This is a genomic window from Jatrophihabitans sp., from assembly GCF_036389215.1.
GTDB lineage: Bacteria > Actinomycetota > Actinomycetes > Mycobacteriales > Jatrophihabitantaceae > Jatrophihabitans_A.
This window is the reverse complement of the sequence record NZ_DASVQG010000169.1, coordinates 1-14,554: the sequence shown is the minus strand read 5'-3', so window position 1 is coordinate 14,554 and position 14,554 is coordinate 1. Positions and strand designations below refer to the sequence as shown.

General features: G+C 71.8%; 13 protein-coding genes. 5 read left to right on the top strand and 8 right to left on the bottom strand.

Features of this window, described 5'->3' with window-relative positions:
- Positions 1-3,580, bottom strand: a 3,580-nt coding sequence (locus VF542_RS08685; protein WP_408651304.1) for an NAD-glutamate dehydrogenase domain-containing protein, incomplete at its 3' end; no start/stop codon positions are given.
- Positions 3,581-3,795: 215 nt separating this feature from the next.
- Between VF542_RS08685 and VF542_RS08680 the strand changes: the two genes are divergently transcribed.
- Positions 3,796-5,250, top strand: coding sequence for an NAD-dependent malic enzyme (locus VF542_RS08680; protein ID WP_408651303.1), 1,455 nt, complete (start codon positions 3,796-3,798; stop codon positions 5,248-5,250).
- 31 nt (positions 5,251-5,281) lie between these two features.
- On the opposite strand, the gene hisC is transcribed toward VF542_RS08680, so the two are convergent.
- Complete coding sequence (gene hisC / locus VF542_RS08675) at positions 5,282-6,358, bottom strand: histidinol-phosphate transaminase (protein WP_408651302.1); 1,077 nt, start codon at positions 6,356-6,358, stop codon at positions 5,282-5,284.
- A 96-nt stretch (positions 6,359-6,454) separates the two neighbouring features.
- The gene (locus VF542_RS08670; protein WP_408651301.1) at positions 6,455-7,054 is read right to left on the bottom strand and encodes a TMEM165/GDT1 family protein; all 600 of its coding nucleotides are present in this window, start codon (positions 7,052-7,054) and stop codon (positions 6,455-6,457) included.
- Positions 7,055-7,145: 91 nt separating this feature from the next.
- Here VF542_RS08670 and VF542_RS08665 point away from each other — a divergent pair, with 91 nt between their 5' ends.
- Positions 7,146-7,682: a DUF4446 family protein gene (locus VF542_RS08665; RefSeq protein ID WP_408651300.1), complete on the top strand. Its 537-nt coding sequence runs from the start codon at positions 7,146-7,148 to the stop codon at positions 7,680-7,682.
- A gap of 39 nt (positions 7,683-7,721) precedes the next feature.
- Positions 7,722-8,666 carry a prephenate dehydratase gene (gene pheA, locus VF542_RS08660; protein ID WP_408651299.1) on the top strand — a complete coding sequence of 315 codons (945 nt, stop codon included), beginning with the start codon at positions 7,722-7,724 and terminating at the stop codon, positions 8,664-8,666.
- Positions 8,667-8,743: 77 nt separating this feature from the next.
- Here the strand turns inward: pheA and VF542_RS08655 are convergent, their stop codons facing one another.
- From VF542_RS08655 to VF542_RS08645, 3 genes are read right to left on the bottom strand one after another with little or no spacing between them, the layout of a single operon-like run.
- Complete coding sequence (locus VF542_RS08655; protein ID WP_408651305.1) at positions 8,744-9,037, bottom strand: GroES family chaperonin; 294 nt, start codon at positions 9,035-9,037, stop codon at positions 8,744-8,746.
- Positions 9,038-9,094: 57 nt separating this feature from the next.
- Positions 9,095-9,319, bottom strand: coding sequence for a hypothetical protein (locus VF542_RS08650; protein ID WP_408651298.1), 225 nt, complete (start codon positions 9,317-9,319; stop codon positions 9,095-9,097).
- Positions 9,316-10,488, bottom strand: a complete 1,173-nt coding sequence (locus VF542_RS08645; protein ID WP_408651297.1) for an inorganic phosphate transporter — start codon at positions 10,486-10,488, stop codon at positions 9,316-9,318. Before VF542_RS08645 ends, VF542_RS08650 begins: the two co-directional genes overlap by 4 nt.
- A gap of 156 nt (positions 10,489-10,644) precedes the next feature.
- Between VF542_RS08645 and VF542_RS08640 the strand changes: the two genes are divergently transcribed.
- Positions 10,645-11,508, top strand: a complete 864-nt coding sequence (locus tag VF542_RS08640) for a Cof-type HAD-IIB family hydrolase (RefSeq protein ID WP_408651296.1) — start codon at positions 10,645-10,647, stop codon at positions 11,506-11,508.
- A gap of 56 nt (positions 11,509-11,564) precedes the next feature.
- Here the strand turns inward: VF542_RS08640 and VF542_RS08635 are convergent, their stop codons facing one another.
- Both VF542_RS08635 and VF542_RS08630 read right to left on the bottom strand, forming a co-directional pair.
- Positions 11,565-12,167 carry a bacterial proteasome activator family protein gene (locus VF542_RS08635; protein WP_408651295.1) on the bottom strand — a complete coding sequence of 201 codons (603 nt, stop codon included), beginning with the start codon at positions 12,165-12,167 and terminating at the stop codon, positions 11,565-11,567.
- Positions 12,168-12,242: 75 nt separating this feature from the next.
- Positions 12,243-13,232 (bottom strand): NAD(P)H-quinone oxidoreductase, encoded by a 990-nt coding sequence (locus tag VF542_RS08630; RefSeq protein ID WP_408651294.1) that lies wholly within the window; start codon positions 13,230-13,232, stop codon positions 12,243-12,245.
- Between the two features lie 44 nt (positions 13,233-13,276).
- On the opposite strand from VF542_RS08630, the gene hutH reads away from it, so the two are divergent.
- The coding region (gene hutH / locus VF542_RS08625; RefSeq protein ID WP_408651293.1) for a histidine ammonia-lyase at positions 13,277-14,554 on the top strand (1,278 nt) is incomplete at its 3' end.

Genomic DNA, 14,554 nt, shown 5'->3' with positions numbered 1-14,554 from the left:
CGTTCTGCTCGTAGTTGTCGCGCAACACCAGCGCCGCGACCTCGTCGGTGACCGAGGCGAGCAGGCTGTTGCGATGCGCCACGTCCAATTGCTTGGCCTGCACCGCGTGGTCGAGCAGGATCTTGATGTTCACCTCGTGGTCTGAGGTGTCGACACCGGCGGAGTTGTCGATGGCGTCGGTGTTGATGCGCCCACCCGCCCGCGCGAACTCGATCCGGCCGCGCTGGGTGAAACCGAGGTTGCCGCCCTCGCCGACCACCCGGGCCCGCAACTGGTTGCCGTCGGCCCGCAAGGCGTCGTTGGCCTTGTCCCCGGCGTCGAGAGAGGACTCGGCGGAGGACTTGACGTATGTTCCGATGCCGCCGTTCCAGAGCAGGTCCACCGGGGCGATCAGGATGGCGTGGATCAGCTCGGCCGGGCTCATCCTGGTGGCCCCGGCAGCGATCCCCAGCGCCGCGGCGGCCTCCGCGGAGACCTCGATGGTCTTCTGGGTCCGGGGGTACACCCCGCCGCCGGCCGAGACCAGCTCGCTGTCGTAGTCGGCCCAGCTGGAGCGGGGCAGGTCGAAGAGCCGGCGCCGCTCGGCGTAGGAGGCCGCCGGGTCGGGGTCCGGGTCCAGGAAGATGTGCCGGTGGTCGAAGGCTGCCACCAGCTTGATGTGTTCGGACAGCAGCATCCCGTTGCCGAACACGTCACCGGACATGTCGCCGATGCCGACCACGGTGAAGTCCTGGGTCTGGGTGTCGACGCCGAGCTCGCGGAAGTGGTACTTCACCGACTCCCAGGCGCCCCGGGCGGTGATGCCCATCGCCTTGTGGTCATAGCCCACCGACCCACCGGAGGCGAAGGCGTCACCGAGCCAGAAACCACGCTCGATCGCGATCCCGTTGGCGATGTCGGAGAAGGTGGCGGTGCCCTTGTCGGCAGCGACCACCAGGTAGGGGTCGTCACCGTCGTAGCAGCGAGTGGCCGGCGGCTTGGCGACGTACTGGTTGCCGTGTTCGTCCCGGCGGTAGTTGTCGGTCAGCTCCAGCAGCGCGGTGATGAAACTCTTGTAGCAGGCGATGCCCTCGGCAAGCCACGCGTCGCGGTCCACCGCGGGATCGGGAAGCCGCTTGGCGACGAAGCCGCCCTTGGAACCGACCGGCACGATCACCACGTTCTTGACCATCTGCGCCTTGACCAGGCCGAGCACCTCGGTGCGGAAGTCCTCCCGGCGGTCCGACCAGCGCAGGCCGCCTCGCGCGACCGGCCCGAACCGCAGGTGCACGCCCTCGACCCGGGGGGAGTAGACCCAGATCTCGAACTTCGGCCTCGGCTCGGGAAGCTCGGCGACCAGGTGCGGGTCGAGCTTCACGGCGAAGGTCTCCGGGCCCGCGCCGGCAGCGTCGCGGCGGTAGTAGTTGGTGCGCAGGGTGGCGTTGATCAGGCTCAGCAGCGACCGCAGGATCCGGTCCTGGTCCAGGCTCGACACCCCGGCCAGGGCCTGGTCGATCTGGTCCCGGATGCTCTCCTGGCGCGCGGCCACCGCCTCCTCGGACGGGTCCTCGCACTCCGGGTTGAACCGCGCGTCGAAGAGTTCCACCAGCAGCGCGGCGATGCCGGTGTGCTGGCTCAGGGTCTCCTCGACGTAGCCCTGGCTGAACGTGGTGCCGGCTTGGCGCAGGTACTTGGCGTAGGCCCGCAGCACGGTGGCCTGCTGCCAGGTCAGGCCGGCCCGGACCACCAGGGCGTTGAAGCCGTCCTGCTCGACGCTGCCCTGCCACAGCATGCGCAGGGTCTCGATCACGGCGGCCGAGCGGGCCGGTGAGAAGTCCACCCCCTCGCCGAGCTTGAGCCCGAAGTCATAGATCCAGGACGACGTGCCGTCGGTCCGCTCGACCTCGTAGGGCCGCTCGTCGAGCACCTCGATACCCATCAGCTCCAGCAGCGGCAGCGTGCGGCCCAGCGACAGCGGGGTGCCGGTCCGGAAGATCTTGAGCCGGCGGTCGGCCGGGTCGTCCGCGGCCGGGGTGTAGACCTCGAAGCTCAGCCCGTCGTAATCGGGCAGCGCCTCCAGCCGGCGCAGGTCGGCCACCGCCGTGGACGCGCCGAAGTCCTCCTTGTACGCCTCGGGAAAAGCCCCTGAGTACCGGCGCAGCAGCCGGTCGGCCTCCTGCTCGCCGACCCCGACGGTCAGCAGGTCGGCCAGGTCGTCACTCCAGCGCCGGGTGACCTGCGCGACCTTGGACTCCACGGCGGCCCGGTCCGGGTTGGGGACCTCCTCGCCCGTCCGCAGCGCGATCAGGAACTGCATCCGGGCCATCCCGAGTTCCACGATCCGGTCGTCCCTGCCGATGATCTTGCCCGGCCAGTTCGCCAGCACCACCTCGCGCACCTTGCGCCGGGTCTCCGGGCCGAGCCGGTCACCGGGGAAGTACACCAGGACGGTGACGAAGTCGCGGTTGAGATGCACCCGGGCGAACACCCCGATGCCGCCGCGTTCGGCCCGGTCCACCACCAGCTGGGAGAGCTTGAGCAGGTCCGGCGCGGGCGCTTCGAGCAGCTCGTCGCGGGGCAGCGTGCGCAGCGCGGCGAGCAGCTGCCGGCCGGTGTGGCTGTCGGCCCGGGCTCCCGAGCGGTGCAGCACCTCGGCGATCCGGCGCCGCACCACCGGCACCCGGCCCACCGTGCCGTCGGTCTCGTCGGTGATCAGGCCGAGGAAGACGTGGATCTTGGGAGCCTCCCCGTCGCGGGCCGGCGCGATCACCGTGACGCAGTCGTAGCGGGTCGAGCGGCGCACGGTCGAGACCATCGGCGACTTGAAGATCACCAGCGGGGCGCCGGAGCGGTAGGCCGGCAGCAGCTCCAGCGGCGAGATGCTGGCAGCACCGCGCAGCACGCCGCGGGCGGTGTGGCCGGCCGACGCTGACCGGGACGGGTTGGTCAGCTCGTTGGCCGAGTAGGCCGCGTGCCCGAGGATCATGAAATTGCCGTCGGCGAGCCAGCGCAGCAGCTCGCCGGCCTCGGCGGAGGTGTCGCGGTCGAACTCGCCCGGATCGGCCTCGATCCGGTCGGCCAGCTCGCGGATCAGCCGGTAGAGCTCCGGGGCGTCGGCCACCGCGTTCTGCACGTCGGTGATCACCCGGCGAAGGTCGGCGGCCAGTTGCTCGTGCTCGGTGTCGGGGATCAGGGTGGTCTCGATGTGCATCCAGGACTCGGCGACGGCGCCCTCGGGCACCTCGGCGGTGTCCTCGAGGTCGAGCACCTTGGTGATCACGCCGTCGGCGTCGCGGCACACCACGATCTGCGGATGCAGGAAGTGCTCGACGTTGTGGCCGGTGCGTTGCAGCTCGGCCCGGGTGGAATCGACCAGGTACGGGGCGTCGCCGGTGGCCAGGTCGATGCTGGTGCCCTCGCCGTCCAGGTCGGCGATCCAGACCACCGTCTCACCCGGCTTCCTGACCCGGGCGGCGCGGAAGTGCTGGCGGGCCAGTTCGGCCAGCGCGCGGGCCGGCCGGCCGGGAAGCTGCACCGCCGCGCGCATCAGGTAGCGGCGCAGGAATACCTCTTCATCCACCGGCGTGGATAGCTCGGTCATTGCGATGTCACCTCGTTGTGACGGGCATTGTTTTCCGACCGGACGCCAGGGGCGGCATCCTCCCTAGGCTCAATGGAACCACAATGGGTAGTTCGGCCCCCTGACACCACCAGCGACCTCCCCTGCGCGCGATCCGTACAGCCTGCCTAGCCTAGGGTCCGTCGCGCCACCTCAGGGCGGTTGCCGTGGAAAGTGTCCGGCACGGGTTTGAGACGATGACCGCCATGGCCATGCCCGATTCCGCCCGTCCCCGTCCCGCGCCGACCTCGGCGTCCTATTCGATCACCGTCCGGGTGTACGCGGTGCCGGACTCCTCGGTGGTGGGCCGGCTGGCCACCGCGGTATCCGAGGCCGGCGGCCTGGTGACGGCGGTGGACGTCTCGGAATCCCGGCACGACCGGATCACCATCGACGTGACCTGCTCGGCCGTCAACGGCGAGCATTCCGAGCAGATCGTGGCGGCGCTGCGGGCGCTGCCGGGCGTCGAGGTGCACCGGGTCTCGGACCGCACCTTCCTGCTGCACCTCGGCGGCAAGATCTCGGTCGAGTCCAAGGTGCCGCTGCGGACCCGTGACGACCTGTCGATGGCCTACACCCCGGGGGTCGGCCGGGTGTCGCTGGCGCTGGCCGCGCACCCGGAGGACGTCTCCAAGCTGACCATCAAGGGCAACTCGGTCGCGGTGGTCACCGATGGCTCGGCGGTGCTGGGCCTGGGCAACATCGGCCCCGGTGCGGCGCTGCCGGTGATGGAGGGCAAGGCGGCGCTGTTCAAGCGATTCGCCGACATCGACGCCTGGCCGATCTGCCTGGATACCCAGGACGTCGACGAGATAGTGCAGACGGTGCGGTTCATCGCGCCGGGCTTCGGCGGCATCAACCTCGAGGACATCTCCGCGCCGCGCTGCTTCGAGATCGAGGCCCGGCTGCGCGAGCTGCTCGACATCCCGGTGTTCCACGATGACCAGCACGGCACCGCCATCGTGGTACTGGCCGCGCTGACGAATGCCTTGCGCTGCGTCCGCAAGGGGCTCAGCTCGATCCGGGTGGTGGTCTCCGGCGGCGGCGCGGCCGGCACCGCCATCGTGGACCTGCTGCTGGCCGCCGGCGTCCGTCACGTGCTGGTCTGGGATCGCGAGGGCGTGCTGTCACCGACCGATGGGCGGCTGACCCCGGCGAAGCTGGCGCTGGCCCACCGGACCAACCCGGACGGCGTGACCGGGGACCTGCACGACGCGCTGTACGGCGCCGACGTGTTCATCGGGGTGTCGGCCCCCGGCGTGCTGCCGGCCGAGTGGATCGCCGACATGGCCGAGGACCCGGTGGTGTTCGCGCTGGCCAACCCGGACCCCGAGACCGACATCGACGCCGCCCGCCAGTACGCCACCATCCTGGCGACCGGGCGTTCGGACTACCCGAACCAGATCAACAACGTGCTGGCGTTCCCGGGCGTGTTCCGGGGCCTGCTCGACGCCCAGGCCAGCCAGGTGAGCACCGAGATGCTGCTGCAGGCGGCCGCGGCACTGGCGCACTGCGTGAGCGACGACCAGCTCAACCCGGCCTACATCGTCCCGTCGGTGTTCGACCCGTCGGTGCCCACCGCGGTCGCGGCGGCGGTCCGGGAGGCTTCCCGGCCCCAGCAGCGGGTGCTCGGGGACCGCGGCATGGAGTAGGCCGGCTGGCTCTGTGTGGCGCTGGTGGCGATCAGCCGCGCAGCTCGGTGGCGGCGGCCAGGAACTTGTCGTTCTCGGCGGCCGTGCCGATGGTGATCCGGACGCCGGCGCCGGCGAACGCCCGCACGATCAGGCCGCGTTCCTCGCAGCCGGCGCCGAAGGCGGCCGCGTCGATGCCGCCCTGCTCGGCGGGTCCCTCGGCGAGCCAGACGAAGTTCGCCTCGGAGTCCGGCAGCTGGTACCCGGCGGCCCGCAGCCCGTCGGTCACCCGGGTCCGCTCGGCGACAACCTCGGCCACCCGCTCGTCCAGCTGCCGCTTGGCCTCGGGCTCCAGGCTCGCCAGCGCGGCGGCCTGCGCGACGTGGGTCACCGCGAACGGGATCTGGGTCTGGCGGACCGCCATCGCCACGGCGGGATCGGCGGCGATTCCGTAGCCGACCCGCAGGCCCGCCAACCCGTAGGCCTTGGAGAAGGTCCGCAGCACCATGATGTTCGGATACCGCTCCAGCAGCCCGGTGCCGTCCTGCACCTTCTCGTCGGTGACGAACTCCCGGTACGCCTCGTCGAGCACCACGAGCACATCGGAGGGCACCTGGTCCAGGAACTCGGTCAGCTGGACGCCGGGCACCGCGGTGCCGGTCGGGTTGTTCGGATTGCAGACGAAGACCAGCCGGGTCCGGTCGGTGACCGCCTGGGCCATCGCGGGCAGGTCGTACACCTGATCGCGCAGCGGCACCCGCACGGCCTCGGCGCCGGCGATCGCGGTGATGATCGGGTACGCCTCGAAGGAGCGCCAGCCGAAGATCACCTCGTCGCCATGCCCGGCGGTGGCCTGCACCAGCTGCTGGCACAGCGACACCGAGCCGCAGCCCACCACCAGGTGCTCGGCGCCGACGCCGAACGTGCTCGCCAGCGCCCGGAGCAGCTCGCTGGAGTTGGTGTCGGGATAGCGGTTGGCCTCCGCCGCCGCCGCGGTGATCCGGTCCAGCACGTGCGGCAACGGCCCGTGGGCGTTCTCGTTGCTGGCCAGCTTGATCGAGCCGGGGACGTTGCGGCCCGGCACGTAGGCAGGCAGCGCGGCCAGGACCGGGCGCATCCGAACAGTCATGCGACGAGGTTATCGCCGGCCGAGGCCTTCGGCCCAGCCGGTCAAGATCCAGCCAGCCAGAACCCCAGCCGGTCACGGCCGGTCACGGCCGGCCGGTCAGCCCCGGATCGCGGCCACGCCGGCGATCACGGCGAACACCGCGAAGGCCACCGCGGCCACCCGGTGCACGAGCTGCAGCGGCACCCGTCGCAGGATCGCCTTGCCGATCAGCACCGCCAGCGCGGCCACCCCGACCAGCGCCAGGAAGGCGCCCAGGCCGGTGGCCAGCGGTTGTCCGTAGCGCGCGACCAGACCGGCGGTGGCCAGCTGCGAGGCATCGCCCCACTCGGCGGCGAACAGCACCCCGAAGGAGATCCCGAAGATCCGCCGGTCACTCAGGGCGGTCTCGGCCGGCATCCCGGCCTGCAGTTGTTCCTCCTCGGTGGCCACGCTCTCGCGGAACAGCAGCACCGCCCCGACCGCGAACAGCAGCGCGACGGTGGCCTCCAGGACCCGGTGCGGCAGCAGGTGCAGCAGGCCACCGGCGGTGACGGCGACCACGCACTGCACCGCGAATGCCGCGGCAGCCCCGGCCAGCACCGGGCGCCTGCGGTACCGGGTGGACAGCACCAGGGTGGCGACCATGGTCTTGTCCGGCAGCTCGACCAGCACGATCGCGGCGAAGGCGATGGCGAACACCGCGAGGAAGGAGGTCATCGCCAGCCATTCTGCCCGCCTGCCGGGACACCGCGGCACGGGAGTGTCGATGAGCGGGATCCGGCCGGCCGAGGCAATACCCTGGCCAGCGATGAGTACCTGGCTGGCGGTCGCCGCCGTGATCTTCGGCGTGGCCGGCTTCCTGGCCGGCGTGCTCGCCCTGCGCACCCTCAGCAGGTTGCGGCGCTCGGTGGCGTTGCTGTCCCGGGGGACCTCCGGCCGCGAGACCATCCTGGACGTCGCCGACAAGCACATGGCCGCCAGCGAGGCGGTCCGCAAGGACATCCTGGAGCTGCAACGCGACCTGGCCGCCGCCCAGGAAGAGCTGGCCTCGGGGCTCGCGGCCGAACGCCAGGACCTGGCCCAGACCGTTCAGGGCCTGGCGAGCTCGGTCGGCACGGTGCTGCGGCGGGTGGCGCTGGTCCGCTTCGACGCCTTCGAAGACCTCGGTGGGCGGCTGTCGTTCTCCCTCGCCCTGCTCGACGACGGCGGTAACGGCGTCACGCTCACCTCGATCGCCAGCACCTCCGACACCCGGCTCTATGCCAAGGCGTTGACGGCCGGCGCCGGCGAGCACCCGCTCTCCCCCGAGGAGGAGCAGGCCGTCAAGGCCGCGCTCGCGCGCTAGGCCGCGAGGTGCCCCGGTCGCCGGCACTAAACTCCACCCGTGCCCTCGGACACTGGTGCCCCGCGCGGGCCGTACGGCTTTCTGGGTCCAGAAGGCAGCTTCGCCCATGCCGCGGCCCAGGCGCTGGCCGAGGGTGCCGAGCTGGTGCCGCAGGCCACCGTCGCCGAAGCCGTCGACGCCGTCCGCACCGGCGAGGTGGCCGGGGCCGTGGTGCCGCTGGAGAATTCCGTGGAGGGCTCGGTGCCGGCCACCCTGGACGAGCTGGCCGCACCGGGCTCGCCGCTGGTGATCACCGCCGAGACCTACCTGCCGGTGGTCTTCGACCTGCTGGCACGTCCGGGAACGACCCTGGCCGCGATCGGCACCGTCGCCACCCACCCGCACGCCGCCGCTCAGGTGCGCCGGTACCTGCTGGCCCGGCTGCCCGGGGCGAAGCTGATCCCGGTCGGTTCGACCGCCGGCGGTGCCCAGGCGGTCTCCGACGGCCAGTACGACGCCGCGGTGGCTCCGGCGGCGGCCGGCCCGCGCTACCGGCTGGACAGCCTGGCGCACGACATCGCCGACAACCCCGGGGCGGTGACCAGGTTCGTCCTGCTCGCTCCCTCGGCGGCACCGCAGCCGCCGACCGGCAACGACCGGACGACGGTGCTGACCTACCTGAAGGACAACCACGCCGGCGCCCTGCTGGAGATCCTCACCGAGTTCGCGGCCCGGGGGGTGAACCTGACCCGCATCGAATCCCGTCCGACCAAGGGCCGGCTGGGCCAGTACTGCTTCTCCATCGACTGCGAGGGCCACGTCTGCGACGCCCGGGTGGGTGACGCCCTAGCCGCGCTGCACCGGATCTGCGCCGACGTGCGCTACCTGGGCTCCTACCCGCGCCGGGACGGGCAGCTCGGCGAGATCCAGAGCGGGCGCACCGACGCCGACTTCGGCGAGGCGGCCGGCTGGCTGGACCGGATCCGCGATACCGGCACCGCCTGACCGCGCCCGACACCGGCACCGCCTGACGGCGTCCGACACCGGCGCGCGTTGCGCCTGCGCCACACGGGAACGGTCGCCTACAGGTAGAGGCCGGTGTTGGACTCGATCCGCTTGGCGGCGACCGCGTGGATGTCGCGCTCGCGCAGCAGCAGGTAGTCCTCGCCGGAGATCTCCACCTCGTGCCTGTCCTCGGGGCTGAACAGCACCCGATCGGCCAGCTCGACGGAGCGCACGTGGTTGCCGATCGCCAGCACCTCGGCCCAGATCAGCCGCTTCGCGACCTGCGCGGTGGCCGGGATCAGGATGCCGCCGGACGAGCGCCGCTCACCCTCTTCGGCGGACACCCGCACCAGCACCCGGTCGTGCAGCATCTTGATCGGCAGCCGGTCTGACGTGGTCACGGGCGTAAGCCTAGATCCGCCCTGCCCTTACTTGGCCAGCACCGCCCACAGTCCGACCGCGACGGCAGCCAACATGATCAACAGGCAGCCGGCGGCGAGCAACCGGGACGACGCCACCGGCTGGTCGGGCTCCTCGTGGGCGGTGGTCATGGCCCGTACCGCCACCGAGAACAGCACCGTGATGCCGACCCCGGCGAGCAGGGCCACCAGTGCCACGTTGCGCAGCACCGCCAGGTCCACGTAACCGCTCATGCGCTCAGCCCACCGCTTGTCTCCAGCACCGGGCGCTCGATCGAGCTGAGCGTGCGCCCGAAGCTGTCGGAGGTCTCGTTGACGTTCTCGGCACTGACCGGGTTACGCCGCGACCAGAGGTAGAAGCCCAGCAGCAGCACCACGGCAACCGCCGAGACCACCACGATCTGCCCGGACCCGCCACTGTCGACGATCAGGCCGATGCCGGCCGCCACCAGGGCAGCCGCCGGCAGGGTCAGCAGCCAGGCGATCACCATGGAACCGGCCACCCGCCAGCTGACCTTGGCGCCCCGCCGGCCCAGCCCGGTGCCGAGCACGGCGCCCGAGGTGATGTGCGTGGTCGACAGCGGCAGCCCGCCCTGGGTGGCGGTGAGCAGCACCGCGACGGCCGTGGTCTGGGCGGTGAAGCCTTGCGGCGCCTCGATCCTGGTCAGCCGGTGTCCCATGGTGCGGATCACCCGCCAGCCACCGAAGTAGGTGCCGGCGGCGATGGCCACGCCGCAGCTGACGATGACCCAGGTGGGTGGGTCGGCGCCGGGCCTGAGCTGGTGGTCGGCGATCAGTGCCAGGGTGATGACCCCCATGGTCTTCTGCGCGTCGTTCGTCCCGTGCGCCAGCGACACCAGCGACGCCGAGGCCAGCTGGCCGTAGCGGAAGTACCGGTGGCTGCGGGGCCGCTCGTCGGGCCTGGCGATCCGGTAGCTGAGCCTGGTGGCCAGCATCGCCACCAGGGCGGTCAGCACCGGTGCCAGGAGTGCCGGGATGACCACCTTGGCGACGATCGAGTGACCGTGCACCGCCGAGGTCCCGGCCGACACCAGGGTGGCGCCGATGACGCCGCCGATCAGCGCGTGCGAGGAGGACGACGGCAGCCCGACGCTCCAGGTGATCATGTTCCACATGATCGCGCCGAGCAGCCCGGCGAACACGATCGGCAGCGTGATCGCTCCGGAGGCGACGATGCCGCCGGCGATGGTCGCGGCGACCTTGACCGACAGGAACGCGCCCAGCAGATTCAGGACCGCCGACAGGGCGACCGCCGCTCGCGGTTTCAGCGCACCGGTCGCGATCGACGTCGCCATCGCGTTGGCGGTGTCGTGGAAACCGTTGGTGAAATCGAAGATGAGCGCAGCGGAAACAACGATGATCAACAGCGCGGCATCGTGCACGTAAAAGACGATTCACGACCACCCATGCTTTGGCAAACGCTCACCGGCATTTAACACACGTGTGTCTGGTTTGGGGTTTCACGCCCGGTCGGAGGGGCTCACAGCGCCGGCAAGTAGGCTCGATGAAGTGATCCCGCAGCAGTCCGGCCCCGCCTGGTGGCCAGTGCCGGCCGCCCGGACGAGCCGATCGGCCGGGCGTTGATCAGGCTGTTGGCCAGCGACCTGGACGGGACCCTGCTGCGCAGCGACAACACCGTCAGCCAGGCCACCCGGGACGCGCTCGCGGACGCCGAGGCGGCGGGTCTGATCATCGCCTTCGTCACCGGCCGGCCACCGCGCTGGTTGCATGAGGTGGCCGAGGCGACCGGCCACCGGGGGGTGGCGGTGAGCGCCAACGGCGCGCTGACCTACGACCTGCACACCGAGACGGTGGTCGCCGAGCACCCGCTGCCCCCTGGCGTGCTCAGCGAGGTGACCAGCGTGCTGCGGGCCAAGATCCCGCAGGTCCGCTTCGCCCTGGAGTACGGCCTGGACTTCGCCTACGAGCCCGAGTACCGCCATGACTGGGAGATCTCGCCCGAGACCGACCGGGCCGGCCGGCGGCTGCCGACCCCGGTCGCGGTGGACCTGACCGGGCTGCTGGACAAGCCTGCGGTGAAGTTGCTGGCCAAGGGCCACGGCCTGGCACCGGATGAGTTCATGGACCTGGTGGAGGCCCTGGTCGGCGACCAGGTGACGGTGACACGGTCCGGGCACTCACCACTGGTCGAGATCTCGGCCACCGGCATCACCAAGGCCTTCGGGCTGGCGGCACTCGCCGACTCGCACGGGGTCAGCCGGCACCAGGTGGCTGCGGTGGGCGACATGCCCAACGACGTGCCGATGCTGGAGTGGGCGGGCCAGTCCTACGCGGTGGCCAATGCCCACCCGTCGGCGCTGGCCGCGGCCGGGACCGTGCTGGCCGAGACCAACGACGAGGACGCGGTCGCCAAGCTGATCCGGACGCTGCTGCACTCCTGAGCAGCGCGGCCTGCTCCGGCGTTGGGCGGGTAGGGACCGCTCGGAGGTGCGGGCTGCTAGAGGTACTGGCCGGTGCCGTGCTCGCCGTCGGGGCCGGGCCGCTGCAGCCCCGGAATGCCCACCGCGGGACCGGGACCGACCTGGCCGGGCAGCGCCCGGCCGCGCATCTGCTCCAGCTGGGCACGGGCAGCCATCTGCTGGGCGAACAGCGCGGTCTGGATGCCATGGAAGAGGCCCTCGAGCCAGCCGACCAGCTGCGCCTGGGCGATCCGCAGCTCGGCCTCGCTCGGGATGTGGTCGTCGTCGAAGGGCAGCGTCAGCCGGTCCAGCTCCTCGCGCAGCTCCGGGGCCAGTCCCTGCTCCAGCTCCTTGATCGAGGACTGGTGGATCTCCCTGAGCCGGGTCCGGCCGGCTTCGTCCAGCGGCGCCGCCCGGACCTCCTCGAGCAGTTGCTTGATCATGGTGCCGATCCGCATCACCTTCGCCGGCTGCTCGACCTGTGACATCAGGTCCCGCTCGCCGTCCTGCTCCTCTGCACCGGAACCGTCGACGGCGGCACCCGGCGGCAGCACCACGACCTGCTCGCCGTCGCCGGCCGGGTCCGACGCCGACACCGGCTGAGCGTCCGTGGTGTAGGAACCCGTTGGCTCGTCCGTCATGTCCACGTCCCGTCCTGTGAGGAATCCGCGCATCTGTCCCGCGCAGCTACCTCGATCGTAGAGCCCGCGCCGGTTCTATCCGGTGGCCAGTACCAGCTTGCCGATGTGGCCGCTGTCCTCCACGATCCGGTGTGCCTGGCCCGCCTGGGCCAGCGCGAGCACCTCGTGCACGACCGGGCGTACCCGGCCGGCCTCGATCAGCGGCCAGACGTGCGCCTCGGTGCCGGTCACGATGGCGGCCTTCTGCTCAGGAGGCCGGGCCCGCAGGGTGGCGGCGAACACGGTGGCCCGCTTGCCCATCAAGCTCGCCAGGTTCAGGCTGCCGGTGCTGCCGCCGAGCAGGCCGATCACCGCGATCCGGCCGCCGGTGGCCAGCGCGTCGAGGTTGGCCGGCAGGTATTTGGCCCCGATGGTGTCCAGCACCACGTCCACCCCGGCGCCGCCGGTGTGCTCCCTGATCACCGCGGCGAAGTCGGCGTCCCGGTAGTTGATCGCGACCTCGGCGCCGAGCTCCCGGCAGGCGGCCAGCTTCTCGGCGGTGCCGGCCGTGGTGAAGACCCGGCAGCCCTGGGCGGCGGCGAGCTGGATCGCCATGGTCCCGATCCCGGAGCTGCCGCCGTGCACCAGAAAGCTCTCGCCGGGAAGCAGCGCGGCCGCCGGCGCCCGGTCCAACACCATCGACCACACGGTGCAGGCCACCTCGGGCAGCGCGGCGGCGCTGATCAGGTCCAGCCCGGCGGGTACTCGCATCAGCTGCACCGCCGGCACGCACACCCGCTCGGCGTACCCGCCGCCGGACAGCAGCGCACACACCTCGTCACCCACCTGCCAGCCGCTGACCGCGCTGCCCAGCGCCGCGATCCGGCCGCTGCACTCCAGCCCCAGGATCGGGGACGCCCCGGGCGGCGGCGGGTAGTGGCCGGCCCGCTGCAGCAGGTCGGCCCGGTTCACCGCGGTCGCGGCCACGTCCAGCAGCACCTCGCCGGCAGCCGGCACCGGGTCGGCCACCTCGCCGAGCGACAGGACGTCCGGGCCGCCGGGCTCGGAGACCAGCACCGCTTTCATGCCCTCGAACCTACCGGGAGCCGCGGCTGGGCAAGAATGGCGGCATGACGACGGTGTCGGTGGGCCTGGGCCCCATGTCCGAAGCAGAACTGGTGGCGGTCGCGCGCCGCGGAGCCCCGATCGAGCTCAGCGCGGAGTCGCTGTCGGCGATGGCGGCCTCGCGCGCCATCGTGGAGGCGCTGGCCGACGACGTCGAACCGCACTACGGCATCTCCACCGGCTTCGGCGCGCTGGCCACCAAGCACATCCCGCCCGATCGCCGGGCCCAGCTGCAGCGCTCGCTGGTGCGCTCGCACGCCGCCGGCTCCGGCCCGGAGGTCGAGGCGGAGCTGGTCCGGGCGATGATGCTGCTCCGGCTGTCGACGCTGGCCACCGGCCGCACCGGCATCCGGGTCGAGACCGCCCGGACGCTCTGTGCCCTGCTCAATGCCGGGCTCACCCCGGTGGTGCGGGAGTTCGGCTCGCTGGGGTGCTCGGGTGACCTGGCGCCGCTGGCCCACGTCGCCCTGGCGTTGATGGGCGAGGGTGAGGTGCGCGATGCCGGGGGCCGGCTGCGGCCGGCCGCCGAGGCGCTCGCCGCGGCCGGCATCGAGCCGGTCACGCTGGCCGAGAAGGAGGGCCTGGCGCTGATCAACGGCACCGACGGGATGCTGGGGCACCTGCTGCTGGCCTGCACCGACCTCGACCTGCTGCTGCGCACCGCCGACCTGACGGCCGCGATGTCGGTGGAGGCACTGCTGGGGACCGACCGGGTGTTCGCCGCCGACCTGCAGGCGTTGCGGCCGCACCCCGGCCAGGCGGTCGCGGCGGCGAACATGCGCGCGCTGCTGGCCGGCTCGCCGATCGTCGCCTCGCACGCGGGCCCGGACTGCACCTACGTCCAGGACGCGTACTCGATGCGCTGCGCGCCGCAGGTGGCCGGCGCCGCCCGCGACACCCTGGCCCATGCCCGGCTGGTCGCCGGCTACGAGCTGGCCTCGGCGGTGGACAACCCGGTGGTCACCCTGGACGGCCGGGTGGAGTCCAACGGCAACTTCCACGGCGCCCCGGTGGGCTACGTGCTGGACTTCCTGGCCATCCCGGCCGCGGACCTGGCCAGCATGTCCGAGCGGCGGACCGACCGGATGCTCGATGTCGCGCGCTCGCGTGGCCTGAGCGCGTTCCTGACCGACGACGCCGGGGTGGACTCCGGGCACATGATCGCCCAGTACACCCAGGCCGCCATCGTCTCCGAGCTCAAGCGGCTGGCCGTACCCGCCTCGGTGGACTCGATCCCGTCCAGCGCGATGCAGGAGGACCACGTCTCGATGGGCTGGTCAGCG

Coding starts and splice junctions, on each gene's coding strand:
- VF542_RS08680 (WP_408651303.1), top strand. CDS start 3,796: ATGACCGCCATGGCCATGCCCGATTCCGCCCGTCCCCGTCCCGCGCCG.
- hisC (WP_408651302.1), bottom strand. CDS start 6,358: ATGACTGTTCGGATGCGCCCGGTCCTGGCCGCGCTGCCTGCCTACGTG.
- VF542_RS08670 (WP_408651301.1), bottom strand. CDS start 7,054: ATGACCTCCTTCCTCGCGGTGTTCGCCATCGCCTTCGCCGCGATCGTG.
- VF542_RS08665 (WP_408651300.1), top strand. CDS start 7,146: ATGAGTACCTGGCTGGCGGTCGCCGCCGTGATCTTCGGCGTGGCCGGC.
- VF542_RS08655 (WP_408651305.1), bottom strand. CDS start 9,037: ATGCTGCACGACCGGGTGCTGGTGCGGGTGTCCGCCGAAGAGGGTGAG.
- VF542_RS08650 (WP_408651298.1), bottom strand. CDS start 9,319: ATGAGCGGTTACGTGGACCTGGCGGTGCTGCGCAACGTGGCACTGGTG.
- VF542_RS08635 (WP_408651295.1), bottom strand. CDS start 12,167: ATGACGGACGAGCCAACGGGTTCCTACACCACGGACGCTCAGCCGGTG.
- VF542_RS08630 (WP_408651294.1), bottom strand. CDS start 13,232: ATGAAAGCGGTGCTGGTCTCCGAGCCCGGCGGCCCGGACGTCCTGTCG.